The following is a 19,501-nucleotide window of genomic DNA, read 5'->3' as shown; positions in this document are numbered from 1 at the left end:
GTCGCGAGGGCGTCGCGGACCGCGTCGCCGAGCATGATGAACGCCAGCACCGTGATGCTCAGCGCCCCCGCCGGCCACAGCAGCATGTGCGGCGCGTTACGGATGGAGGTGGAGGCGGCGGAGATGTCGATGCCCCAGGAGACGGTGGGCGGTTTCAGCCCGGCGCCGAGGAAGGACAGCGTCGCCTCCAGCGAGATGTACGTACCGAGCGCGATGGTCGCCACGACGATGACGGGCGCGACGGCGTTGGGCGCGATGTGCCGCAGCAGGGTGCGGGCGTTCCCGGCGCCGAGGGCGCGGGCCGCCTGGACGTAGTCGTTCTGTTTGGCGGTGACGACGGCGCCGCGGGCGATACGGGCGATCTGCGGCCAGCCGAGCAGCACGATGAAGCCGACGACCGGCCAGACGGTGGAACTGGTGACGACGGAGAGGAAGACCAGTCCGCCGAGGATGACGGGGATGCCGAAGAAGATGTCGGCGATCCGGGAGAGCAGCGTGTCCCACCAGCCGCCGAAGAACCCGGCGAACCCGCCGAGGAGCCCGCCGAGCAGGGCGGCACCGGCGGTGGCGCAGATGCCGACGGTGATGGAGGCGCGGGCGCCGTAGACGACGCGGGTGTAGACGTCGCGGCCCTGGGTGTCGTAGCCGAACGGATGGCCGGGCTCCGGTCCCGCCTGGGCCTTGGCGAGGTCGGCGCGGTACGGGTTGCCGTCCGCGATCAGCTGCGGCCAGACCGCGATGACCAGCAGGAACAGGATGATCAGCGCGGAGAGCAGAAAGACCGGGTTGCGGCGCAGATCGTGCCAGGCGTCGCTCCACAGGCTGCGGGGCTTGCCGGTGGGGGCGCCGCCGGGTCCGGCGCCGGGGGCCCGTTCCAGGGATTCGGCCTCGCCGATGGCGAGCGCGGCGGGCCCGCCGTCGCCGTGGGTGATGGCCTCTTTGGGCGCGTAGGGGTCAGGCATAGCGGATCCTCGGGTCCAGGACCGCGTAGAGCAGGTCGACGAGGAGGTTGGCGACGAGGAAGACCAGCACGAGGATGGTCACGAAGCCGACGACGGTGGGCGAGTTCTGGCGCAGGATGCCCTGGTAGAGCTGGAATCCGACGCCGTGGATGTTGAAGATGCGCTCGGTGACGATGGCGCCGCCCATGAGCGCGCCGATGTCGGTGCCGATGAAGGTGACCACCGGGATCAGCGAGTTGCGCAGCAGATGGCGGGTGACGACGCGGCGGCGCGGCAGCCCTTTGGCGACGGCGGTGCGGACGTAGTCGGCGCGGGCGTTCTCCGCGATGGAGGTGCGGGTGAGCCGGGTGACGTAGGCGAGCGAGACCAGCGCCAGGACCAGCCCGGGGAGGAGGAGTTCGCCCAGTGGCGCCTCGCTGGAGACGGCGGGTTTGACCCAGTTCCATTTCACGCCGAAGAGATATTGCAGGACGTAGCCGCTGACGAAGGTGGGGATGGAGACCACCACGAGGGTGAAGATCAGCACGGTGGTGTCGACGGTGCGTCCGCGCCGCAGTCCGCTGAAGACGCCGAGGACGATTCCGGCGACCATTTCGATGACGACGGCGACGAGGGTGAGCCGCAGGGTGACGGGAAAGGCGGCGCCCATGAGTTCGGTGACAGGCTGGCCGTTGAAGGCGGTGCCGAAATTCCCCTGGAAGATCTGCGCCATGTAGTGCAGATACTGCTTCCACAGCGGCTGGTCGAGATAGAGGTCGGCGCGGATCTGGGCGGCGGTGGCCGGGTCGGGCGCCCGGTCGCCGAAGAGTGCGGCCACCGGGTCGCCCAGTGCGTACACCATGAGGAAGATCAGGAGCGTGCTGCCGATGAACACCGGGATCATCTGGAGCAGCCGCCGGATCACATAGCGTCCCATGAGGGCTCCGGGTTCTGGGTCAGTGGACCGTGATCTCGTTGTAGACGGGGACGCTGAAGGGGTTCAGCGCCACATGCGCGATCCGGTCGGAGTAGCCGCCGTTGCCGTTCTGGTACCAGAGCGGAATGGTCGGCATGTCCGTGGCGAGAACGCGTTCGGCGTCCTGGAATTTGCTGATGGTTTCCTTGCGGTCCGTCGCCGCGTTCGCCTCGTTGACGAGTTTGTCGAACTTCGGGTTGCTGTATTTACCGTCGTTGGACGATGCCTTGGAGTAGTACATCGGCTGGAGGAAGTTCTGGATGAGCGGGTAGTCCATCTGCCAACCGGCGCGGAACGGGCCCGTCATCTTTTCGGAGCTGATGCGGTTACGGAAGTCGGCGAAGGTGCCGACGGGGGCGCCGACGCACGCCTTGTCGTTGTCGAGGGCGTTGTTGATGCTGTTGCAGATCGCGTCGATCCAGTCCTTGTGGGAGCCGGTATCGGCGTTGTAGGCGATGGTCATCCGGCCACCGGGGAGTCCGCCGCCCTCCTTGACCAGCTCTTTCGCCCGGTCGGGGCGGAATTCGCAGGCTTCGCCGCAGATTCCGTCCTGGAAGCCGCCCTTGGTGCCGAGGACGGGTGAGGTCCAGTCGGTGGCAGGGGTGCGGGTGTTCCGGAAGATCTCCTTGGTGATCGAGGCACGGTCGATGGCCATGGAGATGCCGCGGCGGAGCTTTTCGCTGTTCTTCCCGTTCCACCGTTTGTCGTACATCGGGAAGGTGAGGGTCTGGATGACGCCCGCGGGCTGGTTGATGTAGCGGTCGCCGAGGTCGGCGTGGACATTCTTGAGCTGGGTGGCGGGGATGTCGTCGACGAGGTCGAGGTTGCCCGCCTGGAGATCGGTGTAGGCGGTGTTGTTGTCGGTGTAGACCTGGAGGTCGATCCCGCCGTTCCGTGCCTTGTCGGGGCCCGGATATCCGCTCCATTTCCGCAGTTTCATCACGGAGCCCTTGGTGTAGGACTCCACGGCGTAGGGACCGTTGCCGACGGGTTTTTTCACCCAGGCGTCGTGATGGCTGTAGAAGGTCTGCGGCAGCGGCATGAAGGCGGTGTAGCCGAGGGTGTCGGGCCAGCTGGAGAATTTCTGGTTCAGCGCGACGGTGAATTTCGTGGGGCTCGCGACCTTGAGTCCGGAGAGGGTTTTCGTCTTCGGTCTGCCGTTCTCCGGATGGACGGCGTCGAAGCCCTCGATGTACTGGAAGAACGGCGCGTTCTTCTGCCGGTTGGTGATCAGCGCACCGTAGTTCCAGGCGTCCACGAAGGATTTCGCGGTGACCTTCTCGCCGTTGCTGAAGGTCCAGCCGGGTTTGAGGGTGACGGTGTAGTGCCGGGAGTCGGTGGTCTCGATCCGGTCCGCGATGACGTTCTCGGCGGCGCCGGTCCTCGGGTTGTACCGCTTCAGCCCCCGGAAGATCATTTCGAGGACCTTGCCGCCCTGGACCTCGTTGGTGTTCGCCGGTTCGAGGGGGTTCTGCGGGTCACCCCAGGAGGAGCTGACGATTCCGGCGGCGCCCGATCCGCGGGTGTCGACCCCGCCGCCGCAGGCGGTCGCCGCCAGGACGACGGACACGGCACACACGCCCCACTTCGCGCGTTCGGCTCCCCGCATACGGCGCCTCCTCAGCTCTCCGGCCACCCGTAACCGACATCAGAGCCCACAGCGGAAAGAGCCGCACTCCGGCGGCCCTGTGCATTGCTCCGTGGGGCGCGGAATCCGCCCATGTGCGCGGCGACCGGGCGGCGGGCCGAGCGGATGTGCGGGCCCCGGACCGCCCCGGCGCCGCTCCCCCGGTCCCGCGCCGCGGCGCCGCCCCGTCACCCGTCCGGCCGCCCGGTCCACCGCCCCGGACGGACCGGACGGCCGCCCCGGCACCCGGCGCTCCCGGCGCCCCGGTCCCGTCCGCGCGCGTCCGCGTACGCCCCCGCGCACTCCGGAGCGCGGGCCGCCCTGTCCGGAAAGGCCCCTTTCGCCGCCGGTAGCGCTGTGCTGCGATGTGGCGATGGAACAGCGGGTGCGCGAGGGATACGAGGGCAGTGGGCCGGGGCCGATCACCCCGGACGGCTGCGCGGTCGAGCTGTACGAGCGGCTGCCGGTGGGTGAGGAGCCGGACATCATCGCGGGCGCGGTGCGCCCGGCGTCCAGCATCCTCGAACTGGGCTCCGGCGCCGGGCGGATGACCCATCCGCTGGTCCACCGCGGTTTCGCGGTCACCGCCGTGGACGAGTCCCCGCAGATGCTGGAACGTATCAGCGGCGCCGGGACGGTCCGCAGCGCCATCGAGGAGCTGGCCCTGGACGCCCGCTTCGATGTCGTGCTGCTCGCCTCGTTCCTCGTCCACGCGGCGGGCCCGGGCGTGCGGGAGGGGATCCTGGCGACCTGCCGCCGCCATGTGAAGGACGACGGCTGTGTGCTCATCCAGCGTGAGGCGCCCGGGCGGCACGACGGGCTCCCCGCCGAGCGCCGCGTCGACGGCGGGCTGATCCGGGTGGTCTCCTCCGAGCCGGTGCGCCCGGGCGTGCGCTCGGTGCATGTCGAGTACGACTTCACGGACGCGCGCTGGACACAGACGTTCCTGTCCTGCCCGCTGACCGACGAGGCGTTCGACGCGGCCCTGGCACAGGCCGGTCTCGGCGTCGACCGCTATCTCACCGCCGACCGCACCTGGGTCCGGGCCGTCCCGCGCGACAACTGACGAGGAACGCACGGACACACGTCGGGCCGGGACCCGCCACGGGGGCGGGGCCCGGCCCGAAGCCGTACGCGGCCGTCCTACGCGGCCCCCACCACGTCCCGGACCTCCGCGAAGTGGCAGGCCGACGGGTGGGCCGCCGGGGACGCCTCGTCGCGGAAGCGGACCGGGACGGCCAGCTCCGGGGTCTCGGTCGCGCACCGCTCCTCGGCCTTCCAGCAGCGGGTGCGGAAGCGGCAGCCGGACGGCGGGTCGGCCGGGGAGGGCACATCGCCGGTGAGGATGATCCGGTCGCGGCCCTCGCGCGCCTCCGGGTCGGGCACCGGCACCGCGGAGAGCAGCGCCTGGGTGTACGGGTGCGTGGGGTGGTCGTAGATCTCGGCGTCGGTGCCGATCTCCGCCATCCGCCCCAGGTACATCACGCCGACCCGGTCGGAGATGTGCCGGACGATCGACAGGTCGTGGGCGATGAAGAGGTAGCTGAGGTCGTACTCCTGCTGGAGCCGGTCCATCAGGTTGATGACCTGCGCCTGGACGGAGACGTCGAGCGCGGAGACCGGCTCGTCGCAGATGATGATCTCCGGGTTGAGCGCCAGGCCACGGGCGATACCGATGCGCTGGCGCTGGCCGCCGGAGAACTGGTGCGGATAGCGGTTGAGGTATTCCGGGTTGAGCCCGACCACGTCCAGCAGTTCCTGGACCTTGCGCCGCCGGTCGCCCTTGGGCGCCACCTCGGGGTGGATCTCGAAGGGCTCGCCGATGATGTCGCCGACGGTCATCCGCGGGTTGAGCGAGGTGTACGGGTCCTGGAACACCATCTGGATGTTGCGGCGCACCGCCTTCAGCGCGCGCCCCGACAGCTTGGTGATGTCCTCGCCGCGGTAGAAGACCTCACCGGCGGTGGCCCGCTCCAGGTTCATCAGCAGCTTGGCGACGGTGGACTTGCCGCAGCCCGACTCCCCCACGATGCCGAGGGTCTCGCCCCGGTAGAGGTCGAAGGAGACCCCGTCGACCGCCTTGACCGCGCCGACCTGCTTCTTCACCAGCACCCCGCGGGTCAGCGGGAAGTGCTTGACGAGGCCGCGGACCTGGAGGATCGGCTCCCGGCCGTCCGCGGCAACCGCCTTGACCGGCTCAGCCATTGACCGTCTCCTTCCAGAAGTGGCAGGCGCTGCGGCGGCCTTCGCCGAGGGTGTGCAGCGCCGGGGTGTCGGTACGGCAGAGGTCCTGTGCCTTGGGGCAGCGCGGGTGGAAGGCGCAGCCCTGCGGGATGTTCAGGAGGTTGGGCGGCAACCCCTTGATCGCGTACAGCTCCTGGCCCTTCTGGTCCAGGCGCGGGATGGAGTCCAGCAGCCCGCGGGTGTACGGGTGCGCCGGGTTCTTGTACAGCTCGTGGACGGGCGCGGTCTCCACGATCCGGCCCGCGTACATCACCGCGATCTTGTCGGCGACATCGGCGACGACGCCGAGGTCGTGGGTGATGAGGATGAGGCCCATGTGGTACTCGGCCTGCAACTCCGCGAGGAGGTCCATGACCTGGGCCTGGACGGTGACATCGAGAGCCGTCGTCGGCTCGTCGGCGATGATCAGGTCGGGCTCCAGGGCCAGCGCCATCGCGATCATGATGCGCTGGCGCATCCCGCCGGAGAACTGGTGCGGGAAGTCCCCCGCCCGGCTCCTCGCCGCCGGGATCTTGACCCGGTCCATCAGCTCGACCGCCTTGGCCAGCGCCGCCTTCTTGGACAGCCCCTGGTGGACGCGGAACATCTCGCCGAGCTGGTAGCCGACGGTCAGCACCGGGTTCAGCGAGGAGAGCGCGTCCTGGAAGATCATGGCGATCTTGGCGCCGCGCAGTCGGCGGCGGGCATCGGCGGACATGGTGAGCATGTCCTCGCCCCGGAAGCGGATCTCACCGCGCGGGATCTTCGCCGGGGGCATGTCGAGGATGCCCATGATCGCCTGGGCGGTGACGGACTTGCCGGACCCGGACTCGCCGAGCACGGCCAGCGTCTCGCCCGCCGACACGCTGTAGTTGACGCCGTTGAGGGCGTCGCGGACCGCGTCGCCGAGCATGATGAACGCCAGCACCGTGATGCTCAGCGCCCCCGCCGGCCACAGCAGCATGTGCGGCGCGTTACGGATCTGGGTGGCGGCGGACGAGATGTCGATGCCCCAGGAGACCGTCGGCGGCTTGAGGCCGACGCCGAGGAACGAGAGCGTCGCCTCCAGCGAGATGTACGTACCGAGCGCGATGGTCGCCACGACGATGACAGGCGCGAGCGCGTTGGGCGCGATGTGCCGCAGCAGCATCCGCGGGGTGCTCGCGCCGAGGGCGCGGGCCGCCTGCACATAGTCCTGCTGCTTGGCGGAGATGACCGCGGAGCGGGCGATACGGGCGATCTGCGGCCAGCCCAGGACCGACATCAGCAGCACGACGGTGAAGATCGAGCCGCCCTTGATGACGGAGAGGAAGACGATGCCGCCGAGCAGCACCGGGATGCCGAAGAAGATGTCGCCGATCCGCGAGAGCACCGCGTCCCACCAGCCGCCGAAGAATCCGGCGAGCCCGCCGAAGACACAGCCGAGGAGGGCGGCGAGCAGGGTGGTGCAGATGCCGACGACGACGGAGGCGCGGGCCCCGTACACCGTGCGGGCGTACACGTCGCAGCCCTGGGTGGTGAAGCCGAAGGGGTGGCCGGGCGCCGGGCCCTGCTGGGAGCGGCCGAGGTCGCAGGCGTAGGGGCTGGTGCCGGTCAGCAGGCTCGGCCAGATCGAGATGAGGACCAGGAAGAGGATGAGGACGGCGGAGATGTAGAAGATCGGGTTGCGGCGCAGGTCGCGCCAGGCGTCGCCCCACAGGCTGCGCGGCGCGGCCGCCGCCTCGGTCGCGGGGGCCTGTTCGGTGATCTCAGGCATAACGGATCCTCGGGTCCAGGACCGCGTAGAGCAGGTCGACGATCAGGTTGGCGGCGAGGAAGACGACCACGAGGATGGTCACGAAGCCGACGACGGTCGGCGCGTTCTGCCGCAGGATGCCCTGGTAGAGCTGGTAGCCGACGCCCTGGATGTTGAAGATCCGCTCGGTGACGATCGCGCCGCCCATCAGGGCGCCGATGTCGGTGCCGAGGAAGGTGATCACCGGGATCAGCGAGTTCCGCAGCAGGTGGACACCGACGACGCGCCGCCGGGGCAGGCCCTTGGCGGTGGCGGTGCGGATGTAGTCGGAGCGGATGTTCTCGGCGATCGAGGTCCGGGTGAGCCGGGCGACGTACGCGAGGGAGACACCGGCCAGCACGATGCCGGGCAGCAGCAGTTCGCCGAAGGCGACATCGTTCGAGACCGCCGGGGCGGCCCAGGCGAGCTTGACGCCGATGAAGTACTGGAGCAGATAGCCGGTGACGAACGTCGGGATGGAGATCACCAGCAGGGTGAAGACCAGCACGCCGGTGTCGACGAGACGGCCGCGGCGCATCCCGGCGACGATGCCGAGCCCGACGCCGACGACGACCTCGATGGCGAAGGCCACCAGCGTCAGCTTGATGGTGTTGGGGAAGGCCGAGCCCATCAGTTCGGCGACGGGCGTGCCGTTGAAGGCGGTGCCGAAGTCGCCGCGGAAGATACCGGCCATGTACTGGAGGTACTGGCTCCAGAGCGGGTCGTTGAGGTGCAGGGATTCCCGGATCTGGGCGGCGGTGGCCGGATCGGGCGTCCGGTCTCCGAACATCGCGGCGACGGGGTCGCCGAGTGCGTAGACCATGACGAAGATCAAGAAAGTGGTGCCGATGAAGACGGGCACCATCTGGAGCAGGCGTCGGATGACGTAGCGCCCCATGTGTCCTCCAGTAAAGCGCCGACGCGGGGGCGGCCGGGCCGCGTCCGGGACCGGGTGGTCGCGGACGTGACCGGCTGCTCTCGCCGCCGTGTGCGGGTGTGTTCTCGCGCGCGGGGCCAACCCCGAGGGGCCGACGGGCGGTTACCGCCCGTCGGCCTTCTCACAGGGGGGCCGCGTCGGTCAGCCCTTGACCTTGATCTGGGTGAAGACCGGGAGGCTGAAGGCGTTCAGCTGGACGCCCGAGACATGCTCGGACCATCCGGCGGTGCCGTTCTGGTACCAGAGCGGGATGCTGACGACCTTGTCGAGGACGATCTTCTCGGCCTGCTTGTAGAGGTCGGTGGCCTTCTTGACGTCCGGTTCGGCGCCCGCCTGCTTGAGCAGCGCGTCGAACTTCGGGTCGCTGAACTTGGCGTCGTTGGAGGCGCCGCCGGTCGCGTACAGCGGGGTCAGGAAGTTCTCGATCTGCGGGTAGTCCATCTGCCAGCCGGCGCGGAACGGCTGGGTCATCTCCTGCTTGGTGATCTGGTTACGGAAGTCACCGAAGGTGCCGACGGGGTTGCCGACGCACGCCTTGTCGTCGCCCAGCACGGTGTTGATGCTGTTGCAGACGGCGTCCACCCACTGCTTGTGGGAGTCCTTGTCGGCGTTGTAGCTGATCGTCATCTTCCCGCCGGGAAGGCCGCCGCCCTCCTTGATCAGCTTCTTCGCCTCGGTGGGGTTGTACGTGCAGGTGTCGCCGCAGACGTCCTTGCTGTAGCCGTTGGCGTCGCCGAGGACGGGCGAGGTCAGGTCGGTCGCCGGGGTGCGGGTGCCGTTGTAGACCTTCTCGGTGATCGCCTTGCGGTCGATCGCCATGGACAGGCCCTTGCGGACCTTCTCCATGCCCGGCTTGTTCCAGCTGTCCTTGTACAGCGGGAAGGTGACGACCTGGTTCACGCCCGCGGGCTGCGAGAGGTAGTTGCCCTTCAGGTCCGACTTGGCGTTGCGGATCTGCTCGGCGGGCACGTCGTCGTCGACGTCGAGGTTGCCGGACTGCAGGTCCGCGTAGGCGGCGTTGGAGTCGGTGTAGACCTTGAGCAGCACGCCCTTGTTCTGCGGCTTGTCGTCCCCGGTGTAGTGCGTGTTGGGGACGAGCTTCATCTGCTTGCCCTTGTCGTACGAGTCCACGGCGTACGGACCGTTGCCGACGGGCTTGGCGAGGTAGCCGTCGTGGTCGCTGAAGAACGACTTGGGCAGCGGCGCGAACGCCTTGTAGCCCAGGCGCAGCGGCCAGGTCGACATCTTCTCGTTCAGCGTGACGGTGAAGGTGTGGTCGTCTGTGACCTTGAGGCCCGAGAGGGTCTTCGCGGTCGGCTTGCCCTCGGCGGGCGCGACCTTGTCGTAGCCCTTGATGTCGGCGAAGAAGTACGAGTTCTTCTGGGCGTTGGTGGCCAGCGCGCCGTAGTTCCAGGCGTCGACGAACGAACGGGCCGTCACCGGCTCGCCGTTGGAGAACTTCTCGCCCTTCTTCACCTTGACGGTGAAGGTCTGCTGGTCCTTGGTGTCGATGGACTGCGCGACGTCGTTCTTGGCCTCGCCGGTCTTCGGGTCGTAGCTCTTCAGGTTGCTGAAGATCATGTCGAGGACCTTGCCGCCGAGCACCTCGTTGGTGTTGGCGGGCTCCAGCGGGTTCTGCGGGTCACCCCAGTTGGCCCGGACGACGCCGGGTTCGGCGCTCGCACTGCTGCCGCCGCCACAGGCAGTGGCCCCCAGGGCCACGACTATCGCTCCTGCGACCCAGGTGGCGCTCTTGGCACCGCGCATGGGCTTGCCTCCTCATGAGTCCATCTCTCGATATGGAAAGGAGCCGGCGCGACTGACACCCCTGACAGTCCACAACCAGCCCCCGATGCTCGTGAGTCGGCGCTTCTTACGGCGCGTGACCCATTGACCCGAGCTCAATACCGCCCAGTCTCAGTCACGTTCCGGCCATAAACCACGCGTAAGCGGTCTCGATTAGGTCACATCTCTTTCTTAGGGAGTTCGAAATTCGGACAAAGCAAACTATCCACACGTGCAGGAAAGGGACGAGGTGGGCAATGTCACTGAGGAAGCGATCGAATAGCGGACGCATCACCGAATGGTCGGGACCAAGCCGCCATTGACAAGATCAATTCCTCGCGGTAAAAGCCCGACGCCCCCAGGCCGGGCGGCCGTCCCCGTACACGGCGAAGCGCCCCGCCGGACCGGAGTCCCGCGGGGCGCTTCGTTCGTTCGGCGGTGCGTCAGCGCTTGGCGCGCGACGCGGTACGGCCGCGCTCCTTCTGGTCGAGGACGACCTTGCGGATACGGACCGCCTCCGGGGTCACCTCGACGCACTCGTCGTCGCGGCAGAACTCCAGCGACTGCTCCAGGGAGAGCTTCCGCGGCGGCACGATCGCCTCGAAGGAGTCCGCGGAGGAGGAGCGCATGTTGGTGAGCTTCTTCTCCTTGGTGATGTTGACGTCCATGTCGTCGGCGCGGGAGTTCTCGCCGACGATCATGCCCTCGTACACCTCGGTGCCCGGCTCGGTGAAGAGCACACCGCGCTCCTGGAGGTTGGTCATCGCGAACGCGGTGACCGCACCGGAGCGGTCGGCGACCAGCGAACCGTTGTTACGGGTCTTCAGCTCGCCGAACCACGGCTCGTGGCCCTCGTGGATGGAGTGGGCGATACCGGTACCGCGGGTGTTGGTCAGGAACTCCGTGCGGAAGCCGATCAGACCACGCGAGGGGACGACGAACTCCATACGGACCCAACCGGAGCCGTGGTTGGACATGTTGTCCATCCGGCCCTTACGGGTGCCCATGAGCTGGGTGACCGCGCCCATGTGCTCCTCGGGCACGTCGACCGTCATGCGCTCGACCGGCTCGTGGGTCTTGCCGTCGACCTGCTTGGTGACCACCTGCGGCTTGCCGATGGTCATCTCGAAGCCCTCACGGCGCATCTGCTCGACCAGGATGGCCAGCGCCAGCTCACCACGGCCCTGCACCTCCCAGGCGTCGGGGCGCTCGGTGTCCAGGACGCGGAGCGAGACGTTACCGATCAGCTCGCGGTCGAGGCGGTCCTTGACCTGGCGGGCGGTGACCTTGCGGTCCTTGACCGCGGCCTTGGCGTCCGCGCCCTTGCCGGTGCCGCCCCGGCCGACCAGCGGCGAGGTGTTGGTACCGATGGTCATCGAGATCGCGGGCTCGTCGACCGTGATCAGCGGCAGCGCGACCGGGTTCTCCGGGTCGGCCAGCGTCTCGCCGATCATGATGTCGGGGATACCGGCGACCGCGCAGATGTCACCGGGACCGGCGACCTCGGCGGGCTTGCGGGTCAGCGCCTCGGTCATCATCAGCTCGGTGATGCGGACGTTGGAGATCGAACCGTCACGCTTCATCCAGGCCACGGTCTGGCCCTTGCGCAGCTCGCCCTGCTCGACACGGAGCAGCGCGATACGGCCGAGGAAGTTGTCCGCGTCGAGGTTGGTGACGTGGGCCTGGAGCGGGGCGGTCTCGTCGTACTCCGGCGCCGGGACGTGCTGGAGCAGCGTGGAGAAGAACGGCTCCAGGTTGGTGGAGTCCGCCGGGACGGTGCCGTCCTCCGGCTTGGTCAGCGAGGCGATGCCGTCACGGCCGCACGCGTAGACGATCGGGAACTCGATCTGGTCCTCGTCGGCGTCCAGGTCGAGGAAGAGGTCGTAGGTCTCGTTGACGACCTCGTCGATCCGCGAGTCCGGGCGGTCCGTCTTGTTGATGCAGAGGATCACCGGCAGGCGCTGCGAGAGCGCCTTGCGGAGCACGAAGCGGGTCTGCGGCAGCGGGCCCTCGGAGGCGTCGACCAGCAGCACGACCGCGTCGACCATCGACAGACCACGCTCGACCTCGCCACCGAAGTCGGCGTGGCCCGGGGTGTCGATGATGTTGATCGTGATCGGGTCGCCACCGTCCTTGGGGTGGTACTTGACCGCGGTGTTCTTCGCGAGAATGGTGATGCCCTTCTCGCGCTCCAGGTCGTTGGAGTCCATGACCCGGTCGTCGACGGAGTCGAGCTGGTGAGCGGCGAAGGCCCCCGCCTGCTTGAGCATGGCGTCGACGATGGTCGTCTTGCCGTGGTCGACGTGGGCGACGATGGCGACGTTACGGATGTCGTGGCGCGTGGGCACTTGCGGCGCTTCTCCCGGAATCGTGGTGGGCGGCGCGTACGGTCCGGCACGCGCGCCTGCCGGGCATGAGAAGCCACGGCCTCACCCCATGGTACGTGGCTGTCGCGGCTTCGGCCGCCCCAGCCCGTCCGCACCAAGGCTGACCTGGGCGTTCTCACCGATTGTCCGGGCCCGCGCCGACCGGATTTCGCCCGCCCGCCGCCGCGCCGTCAGCCGGGTGCGGCGCGGCGGCGGGCCGGGGCTCACTTCGCGTAGCCGATGTCCTGGAAGCGCGGGGCGGCGAAGCCGAAGGAGCCGATGTTGACGAGGGACCTCTTCGTGGCGACCAACTCGGGCCGCTGGTAGAGCGGGATCGACCCGGCCGCCGCCCAGATCCGGGCGTCGGCCTTGTTCAGCGCCTCCCGCGCGGCCTTCGGGTCGAGGTCGGAGACCGCCTCATCGAAGAGCTGGTCGACGCGGTCGGAGCCGACGCGGGTGTAGTTCTGCCCGACGCTGAGCGAACCGTCCGGCGCGGGCTGCGGCTTGGCGTAGACCGGCCGGGCGTCGGTCGACGGGTAGGCGGAGCCGGGCCAGGAGTAGAGCGCGAGGTCGTAGTCGCCGGCCTCGATGTGGTCCTGGAAGTACCGGTCCTCGGCGACCTTCTGGACGGCGGTGGCGATGCCGATCCGGGAGAGCATCGTGGCGATCCGGTGGCCGACGGTGCGCAGCTCCGCGGAGGCGGGGCCGTCCGGGACGACGAAGCGCAGGGTGAGCGGCCGGCCGTCCTTCTTCACCGCGGGCCCCCGCGCCGCGATCTGCTCGCCCGCCTTCTCCTTGCCGCCCGCGGCGGCGTCACCGGGGGCGCCGCCGTGACCGGCCTGCGCGTCCCCCTGGGCGGGCTGCGACGACGGCCGCCCGCCGCGGCCCGAGCGCCATCCGGCGTCCGCGAGCAGCGTCTTCGCGGCGTCGGTGTCCGTACCGCCGACGGCGTCGCTGTGGTCGGCGTACCCCTCCTGTCCGGCCAGCAGCAGATGGCTGCCGGGGGTGGTGGCGGGCAGCCGCAGCGGTTTGAGGACGGTGTCGGCGAGGGCCTGGCGGTCGATGGCGCGGGCCACCGCGCGCCGCACCCGGTTGTCGGCGAGCGGCCCGCTGCCGCCGTTCAGCGCGAGCTGGGTGTACGCGGGTTGCAGGGCCCGGCGGACGGTGTAGCCGCGCAGCGTCTTCGTCGCGGCCGCGGCGCGGGCCTCGGCGGCAGCCGCCTCGGAGCCGCGGGCGGCGGCCTGGGCGCGGACGGCGTCGGCGGCGACCTCACCGCGCGGGGTGTCCTCGCCGCCCTCCGCCTGGGCGCCCGCGTTGCCCGCGTGGACGCTCTTGGGGACCCCGGCGGGGGCGGCGCCGCCACCCGCCTCGTCGATCTTCTTCGCGACCGTCGCGTCGACCGCGGCGACATCGACGTCCCCGGAGCTGAGCGCCTCGGCCCGCTTGGCGCGCGGGACGGCGCGCAGCTCCAGCCGGTCGAGCTTGGCGGGCGCGCCCCACCAGTGGCGGTCGCGTTCCAGGGTGAGGGTGCCGCCGCCGGAGTTGCGGTCGCCGACGGTGAACGGTCCGGCGGTCACCGGGAGCCGGTCGCGGGCGCCGTCGTTGAAGTCGTCGGCACTGGCCATGACGGACTTCGGGTAGAGCGGGGTGAACAGCGCCTGCCAGTCCGCGTAGGGCCGGGCGAAGGTGACCTTGACCTCGTGCGGCCCGGCGCCCTGTTCGACCTGGGCGATGCGGTCGTAGCCGGTGTTGCGGGCGGTCCAGTACGCGTGGTCGGTGCCGCGCAGCGCCTTCCACTGGGCGAGGAAGTCGGCGGCGCCGATCGGGCGGCCGTCGCTCCAGCGGGCCTTGGGGTTGAGCTTGTAGACGACGACCTGCCGGGGTTCGCGCCTGGTGACCTCGGCGGCGGTGAGGTAGTCGGCGTTGCGCTGCGGGGTGCCGGTGCGGTCGGGGGTGAAGAGGGACGGCAGGACGGCGCCGGTGACCTGGGTGGTGGCCGCGTCGGCGTCGGTGTGGAAGGCGTTGAGGGTGCCGGGCAGGGTGTCGACCGCCCAGCGGACGGTGCCGCCGTTGGCGACCCGGCCGCGGGGCGCCGCCGCGATGTCCTGGGCGAGGCCCGCGGCACCGCCCCCGTCGTCGTCCGCGCACCCGGCCAGGACCGGCAGCGCCAGCACCCCCGCCGCGAGGAGGGCGGCGCGGCGCACGGCGCGGCCTGGGCTGACGTGGTCGGTCATGGCTGTTACCTCCGGGGCTCGCCGACGCCGCGCCGAGCCGCCGCGACACGTCCGGCCCACTTGGCGGCTCATCACATCTATGGCACCCCCACTGAAGGCGACCGGGGACGGCCCGGCCGCCCGACACGGCGACGCCCCGGCGCAAGGCCACCCGCCCGGCGGAAGAGCCCCGCGGGCGGCGCGGGAGCGGGCTCCGGCCCGGCGGTCGGCGGGCCCGGGGAGCCGGGCCGCGCCCCCGGTGCGGCGGGCGCCCCGGCTCCCCGCCTTTCCCGCCTCTCCGCGACGCGGGACACTCGGGACGTAGGAGGTCGTCCCCGTGCTCCGGAGACCTCGCCCCGGCGCCGACGGCCTTCCCGGACGACGTTTTCGGCAGAGAGGGCGGACCATGTCCCTTCACGACGAGCTGACGGCGGCCGAACGCACCCTGGACGAGCTGGCCCGCGCCGTGGAGCGGCTGGAGCGGCGGCTCGGCGACGGGCTCGACGTCCGCCGGGTGCGCACCGACACCGACCACCTGGGCGACAGCCTGCGCCTGCTGCGCGCCGGAGCCGGTACCGCCCACACCACCCGGACCGACGGCGACCGCGTCGTCCCCGTCCCCGACGCCCCGTACGACTCCGCCCTGTGGTCCGACGCGGACGACGAGGGTCTGGGGGCCAAGGACCGGCACGCCCCCTGAGCGGGCGCCCCGCCCACGGAAACGGGCCCCGCACCCGCGGGGCCCGCCGTTCAGAACATGCTCAGCAACGCCTCGGTCGGATCCGGCGCCGGATGATCGCCGTCGGGCAGCGCCAGTTCGAACCAGACCGTCTTGCCGCGCGGGGTGCGTCTGCTGCCCCAGCCCGCGCTGAGCAGGCCCACCAGCTGGAGGCCGCGGCCGCCCTCGTCGGTGTCGCGGGCGCGGCGGCGGCGCGGCTGGGCGAGGTCGGCGTCCCAGACCTCGCACACCAATGACCGGTCGCGGAGCAGCCGCAGCCGGATCTCGCCGTGACCGTGCCGCAGCGCGTTGGTGACCAGTTCGCTGACGAGCAGCTCGGTGGTGTCCACCAGCTCCGTCAGGCCCCAGTCGGTCAGCTGGTCGCGGGCCAGCTCCCGGGCGCGCGCCACCGACCGGGCCTCCGGCGCCAGGCTCCAGTCCCCCACCGCGTCCTTGGGCAGCCCGTGCACCCGGGCCATCAGCAGCGCGATGTCGTCCTCGCCGTGCGAGGTGTCCAGGGTGGACAGGACGTGGTCGCAGGCGTCCTCCAGCGGCCGGTCGGCGTCGAGCGCGCTGCGGAACGCCTCCAGTCCCTCGTCCAGCGGATGGTCGCGGGACTCGACGAGGCCGTCGGTGTAGAGGGCGAGCAGCGCGCCGTCCGCCAGCTCCACCTCGGTCTCCTCGAACGGCTCGCCGCCCACCCCCAGCGGCATCCCCGGCGGTACGTCCAGCAGCACCGCCTCGGCGCCCTCCTCGACCAGCACCGGCGGCAGATGCCCGGCGTTGGCGAAGGTGCAGCGGCGGGTGATCGGGTCGTAGACGGCGTAGACGCAGGTGGCGAGGTAGACCTCGGAGAGGTCGGCGGTCCCGGCGGCGTGCGGGACGCCGGGGGCCGGGGAGCGGCCGGTCGCGGAGCGCTTGCCGCCGCGGCCCTCGCCGCCGCCCAGCCCGCGGGCGACCTCGTCCAGCGCGGCCAGCACCTCGGCCGGTTCCAGGTCGAGGAGGGCCAGCGTGCGCACGGCGGTGCGCAGCTCGCCCATGGCGACGGCGGCGCGCAGCCCGCGGCCCATGACGTCGCCGACGACCAGCGCGGTGCGGTGGCCGGGCAGCTCGATGACGTCGAACCAGTCGCCGCCGACCTCGGTGGCGGTGGTGCCCGGCAGATAGCGGCAGGCGATGTCGAGACCGGCGGCCTCCGGGTCGCCGGGCGGCAGCAGGCTGCGCTGGAGCATCAGCGCCCGCTCGTGCTCGCGGCGGTAGAGCCGGGCGTTGTCGATGCAGACCGCAGCGCGGGCCGCCAGCTCCACGGCGAGCGCGGTGTCCCGCTCGCCGAACGGCTCGCTGCCCTTCGTCCGGGAGAACTGCACCAGTCCGACGACGGTGTCCCGGGCGACCATCGGCACCGCGAGCGTGGAGTGCACCACGGCGCCCAGCTCGCGACCCTCCTCGCTCTCCCGCCCCGGCACGATCTGCGCCTGGGCGGTGCGCAGCGCGCCCGCGCACGGGGAGTTGAACGGGTAGCGGTGGACCGCGCCGACCGCGACCGGCCCGCCCTCGGGCACAGCGGGCATGGTGGCGAGCGGCGCGTCGGAGACGGCGCTGGAGAACGCGACGCGGCGCAGCTCCGCGCTGCCGTCGCTCATCCCGGGCGGCGCCTCGTCGCCCGCCAGCAGCCCCTGGTAGAGGTCGACGGAGGCCAGATCGCAGAACTGCGGGACGGCGACGTCGAGGAGGGTGCGGGCGGTGGTCTCCAGGTCGAGGGAGTTGCCTATGCGGGCGCCCGCCTCGTTGAGCAGCGCGAGGTTGCGCCGGGCGTTGGCGGCCTCGCGTTCGGCGCGGCGGCGCCCGGTGACGTCGGAGGCGAGGGCGGCGACGCCGATGGGGCGGCCGCTGGCGCCGTGCAGCCGGTAGAGCGAGACCGACCAGCGGCGCCGGTCCTCCGCGCCGGGCACCACGCCGACCAGCTGCATCTCGGTCACCGCCTCGCCGGTGTCCAGCACCCGGCGCAGCGCCACCGTCATCCGCTCGGCCTCGGCCCGCGGCAGGAAGTCGTACGGGGTGCCACCTCGGTACTTGCTCGCCGGGCCGCCGAAGACGGTGGCGAAGCGCTCGTTGACGCGGAGCAGCCGCAGCCGGGTGTCGAAGAGGGTGAAGCCCACCGGGGACTGGCCGAAGACCGCCTGTGCGGCGGCGAGGTCGGTCTCGATGCCGCGCAGCGCCTTGACGTCGACGACGAGACAGAGCGCGGCCCGCTCGCCGTCCTCCGTGGCGGACGGCATGACGTAGATCTCGGCGAGCCCGTCGCCGCCGTCGGCGCGGCGGTAGGGCACCAGACCGGTCCACTCCCGGCCGTCCAGGATCCGGGAGACCGCGCGGTGCCCGCTCTCGCGCAGCTCGTGGGGGACGAACGCCTCGACGGGGTCCTTGCCGACGGCTTGGGCGGCGGAGATGCCGAGCAGGTCGGCGGCGCGCTCGCTCCAGCCGTCGATCCGGCCGTCGGGCCCGAGGGAGAAGGACGCGAGGCGGATGTAGTCGTAGATCGAACCGGGTCGGCCGGACTGCCACACCGGCGGCTCCTGCGCCACGCGCTCGGGCGGGACGAGGGCCGGGTCGCCCTGCCCCTTGCCGCCGTGACCTGCGGTCTGCGCGGGAACCGTCCCGCCGGATGACAACTCGCTCACGAGCCCCGTCCCCTCCAGCTCATCGTGCCCGGACCGGACCTGCCGAGTAAATCAGCACCTCGGCACTTCGGAACACGGTCTTCACGATCACAGCACAGTCTCGATCGCGGCTCCGGCACGGTTTGTCGACGAATGGGCAACGACGCGTGTCGACCGGATCCACCTGTCTCCTAACCAGCCACCGACAGCTCGAACCACACGGTCTTGCCGCTCTTGCCGTGCCGCGTCCCCCAGCGCCGGGAGGCCCGGGCGACCAGTTGCAGTCCGCGTCCGCCCTCGTCGTCGGGGGTGGCGGCGCGCTCCAGCGGCGGATCGGGCAGCGGATCGGAGACCTCGACGAGGAGTCCGCCGCCGAGCCGTTCCAGCCGGACGCCGATCGGGCCGCTGGCGTACGTCAGGGAGTTGGTGACCAGCTCGCTGACGAGCAGGACGGCGGTGTCGGCGACGCCCTCCAGACCCCAGTCGGCGAGGGTCGAGCGGACCGTGGCCCGCGCGGTACGGACGGCTCCGGGCTCGGCGGGGAAGCTCCATCCGGCGACGGCGGACGCCCCGGGGACCGTGCCTCGACGGCGGACGGCGGCGTGTGCCGAATCGGGGGCCCCTGCCGCTCCGCTGTCGCTCACGCCGATCACTTCCCATGGTGCGGTGGACCACCACACCCGCCTACAAAAGGGTCATTCAGGACATACCCGATAATCGCCCGCCCGTACCGCCCGCGCGCGGCCGCCCACGCCACCCGGACGAACGCCTCGCCCGGCCGGGCCCACCGCCGCGGCGCGCGGACCACCGGCGGCCCGGCGCGCTCAGAGCGGGGCCCGCCCGCCGGGCACGGTGCCGCGCGACGGCGGACGCGACGCGGCGTCCGTGCCCTCCCGCAGCAGCCGCATCGCGGCGGCGACGGCCGGACGGTCCTGGTCCAGCCAGTCCACCGACAGCTCCTCGTCCGGCTCCAGCCAGCGCAGCTCGTCGTGGTCCTGGAGCGGCCGCGGCTCGCCAGAGACCAGCCTGGCGACCCACACCCGCAACACGAACCCCGGGCGCAGCCCCCACTCACCGGCGATCGGCTCCAGCGGCTCGACCTCGACGCCCAGCTCCTCGCGCAGCTCACGCACGAGCGCCTGCTCGGGGCTCTCACCGTCCTCCACCTTGCCGCCGGGCAGCTCCCAGCGACCGGCCAGCGCGGGTGGCGCGCTGCGCCGGGCGGCCAGCAGCCGCCCCCGGTCGAGCACCGCGCCGCCCACCACCACACGCACCGTCGTC

At 71.0% G+C, this 19,501-nt stretch carries 13 protein-coding genes and 2 pseudogenes; 2 read left to right on the top strand and 13 right to left on the bottom strand.

Annotated features, from left to right (window positions below):
• Positions 1-5: 5 nt before the first annotated feature.
• From IF23_RS0124320 to IF23_RS0124310, 3 genes and pseudogenes are all read right to left on the bottom strand, one after another.
• Positions 6-962, bottom strand: a pseudogene (locus IF23_RS0124320) (ABC transporter permease); the annotation flags it as partial.
• On the bottom strand, positions 955-1,878 hold the full coding sequence (locus IF23_RS0124315) for an ABC transporter permease (RefSeq protein WP_030287150.1): 924 nt from the start codon (positions 1,876-1,878) through the stop codon (positions 955-957). The gene IF23_RS0124315 and the pseudogene IF23_RS0124320, both read right to left, overlap by 8 nt.
• 19 nt (positions 1,879-1,897) lie before the next feature.
• Positions 1,898-3,526, bottom strand: coding sequence for a peptide ABC transporter substrate-binding protein (locus IF23_RS0124310; protein ID WP_030287148.1), 1,629 nt, complete (start codon positions 3,524-3,526; stop codon positions 1,898-1,900).
• Positions 3,527-3,917: 391 nt separating this feature from the next.
• Here IF23_RS0124310 and IF23_RS0124305 point away from each other — a divergent pair, with 391 nt between their 5' ends.
• On the top strand, positions 3,918-4,610 hold the full coding sequence (locus tag IF23_RS0124305) for a class I SAM-dependent methyltransferase (RefSeq protein ID WP_030287146.1): 693 nt from the start codon (positions 3,918-3,920) through the stop codon (positions 4,608-4,610).
• A 77-nt stretch (positions 4,611-4,687) separates the two neighbouring features.
• On the opposite strand, the gene IF23_RS0124300 is transcribed toward IF23_RS0124305, so the two are convergent.
• The 7 genes and pseudogenes from IF23_RS0124300 to IF23_RS0124275 all read right to left on the bottom strand — a co-directional run bounded on the left by IF23_RS0124300 (position 4,688) and on the right by IF23_RS0124275 (position 14,863).
• Complete coding sequence (locus IF23_RS0124300; RefSeq protein WP_030287144.1) at positions 4,688-5,749, bottom strand: ABC transporter ATP-binding protein; 1,062 nt, start codon at positions 5,747-5,749, stop codon at positions 4,688-4,690.
• Positions 5,742-7,253, bottom strand: coding sequence for a dipeptide/oligopeptide/nickel ABC transporter permease/ATP-binding protein (locus IF23_RS35675; RefSeq protein WP_425423882.1), 1,512 nt, complete (start codon positions 7,251-7,253; stop codon positions 5,742-5,744). The genes IF23_RS0124300 and IF23_RS35675 overlap by 8 nt, the downstream gene beginning before the upstream one ends.
• Positions 7,254-7,325: 72 nt before the next feature.
• A pseudogene (locus tag IF23_RS35670) lies at positions 7,326-7,523 on the bottom strand (ABC transporter permease); the annotation flags it as partial.
• The gene (locus IF23_RS0124290) at positions 7,516-8,439 is read right to left on the bottom strand and encodes an ABC transporter permease (RefSeq protein ID WP_030287140.1); all 924 of its coding nucleotides are present in this window, start codon (positions 8,437-8,439) and stop codon (positions 7,516-7,518) included. The gene IF23_RS0124290 and the pseudogene IF23_RS35670, both read right to left, overlap by 8 nt.
• Before the next feature lie 180 nt (positions 8,440-8,619).
• The gene (locus tag IF23_RS0124285; protein WP_030287138.1) at positions 8,620-10,245 is read right to left on the bottom strand and encodes a peptide ABC transporter substrate-binding protein; all 1,626 of its coding nucleotides are present in this window, start codon (positions 10,243-10,245) and stop codon (positions 8,620-8,622) included.
• 461 nt (positions 10,246-10,706) lie between these two features.
• Entirely contained in the window at positions 10,707-12,611 is a 1,905-nt protein-coding gene (gene typA / locus IF23_RS0124280; protein ID WP_030287136.1) for a translational GTPase TypA, read from the bottom strand.
• 242 nt (positions 12,612-12,853) lie between these two features.
• Positions 12,854-14,863: an ABC transporter family substrate-binding protein gene (locus tag IF23_RS0124275; protein ID WP_030287134.1), complete on the bottom strand. Its 2,010-nt coding sequence runs from the start codon at positions 14,861-14,863 to the stop codon at positions 12,854-12,856.
• Between the two features lie 385 nt (positions 14,864-15,248).
• Between IF23_RS0124275 and IF23_RS0124270 the strand changes: the two genes are divergently transcribed.
• A complete protein-coding gene (locus IF23_RS0124270) occupies positions 15,249-15,542 on the top strand; it encodes a hypothetical protein (protein ID WP_030287132.1) in 294 nt (97 codons plus the stop codon).
• Positions 15,543-15,592: 50 nt separating this feature from the next.
• Here the strand turns inward: IF23_RS0124270 and IF23_RS0124265 are convergent, their stop codons facing one another.
• From IF23_RS0124265 to IF23_RS0124255, 3 genes are all read right to left on the bottom strand, one after another.
• Positions 15,593-18,127, bottom strand: coding sequence for a SpoIIE family protein phosphatase (locus IF23_RS0124265; RefSeq protein WP_030287130.1), 2,535 nt, complete (start codon positions 18,125-18,127; stop codon positions 15,593-15,595).
• A 284-nt stretch (positions 18,128-18,411) separates the two neighbouring features.
• A complete protein-coding gene (locus IF23_RS0124260) occupies positions 18,412-18,873 on the bottom strand; it encodes an ATP-binding protein (protein ID WP_030287128.1) in 462 nt (153 codons plus the stop codon).
• A gap of 171 nt (positions 18,874-19,044) precedes the next feature.
• The gene (locus tag IF23_RS0124255) at positions 19,045-19,485 is read right to left on the bottom strand and encodes a (deoxy)nucleoside triphosphate pyrophosphohydrolase (RefSeq protein WP_078654214.1); all 441 of its coding nucleotides are present in this window, start codon (positions 19,483-19,485) and stop codon (positions 19,045-19,047) included.
• Positions 19,486-19,501: the final 16 nt, after the last annotated feature.

This window comes from Streptomyces catenulae, assembly GCF_000718015.1.
GTDB classification, from domain to species: Bacteria; Actinomycetota; Actinomycetes; order Streptomycetales; family Streptomycetaceae; genus Streptomyces; species Streptomyces catenulae.
This window is presented reverse-complemented; position numbering and strand designations above follow the sequence as displayed.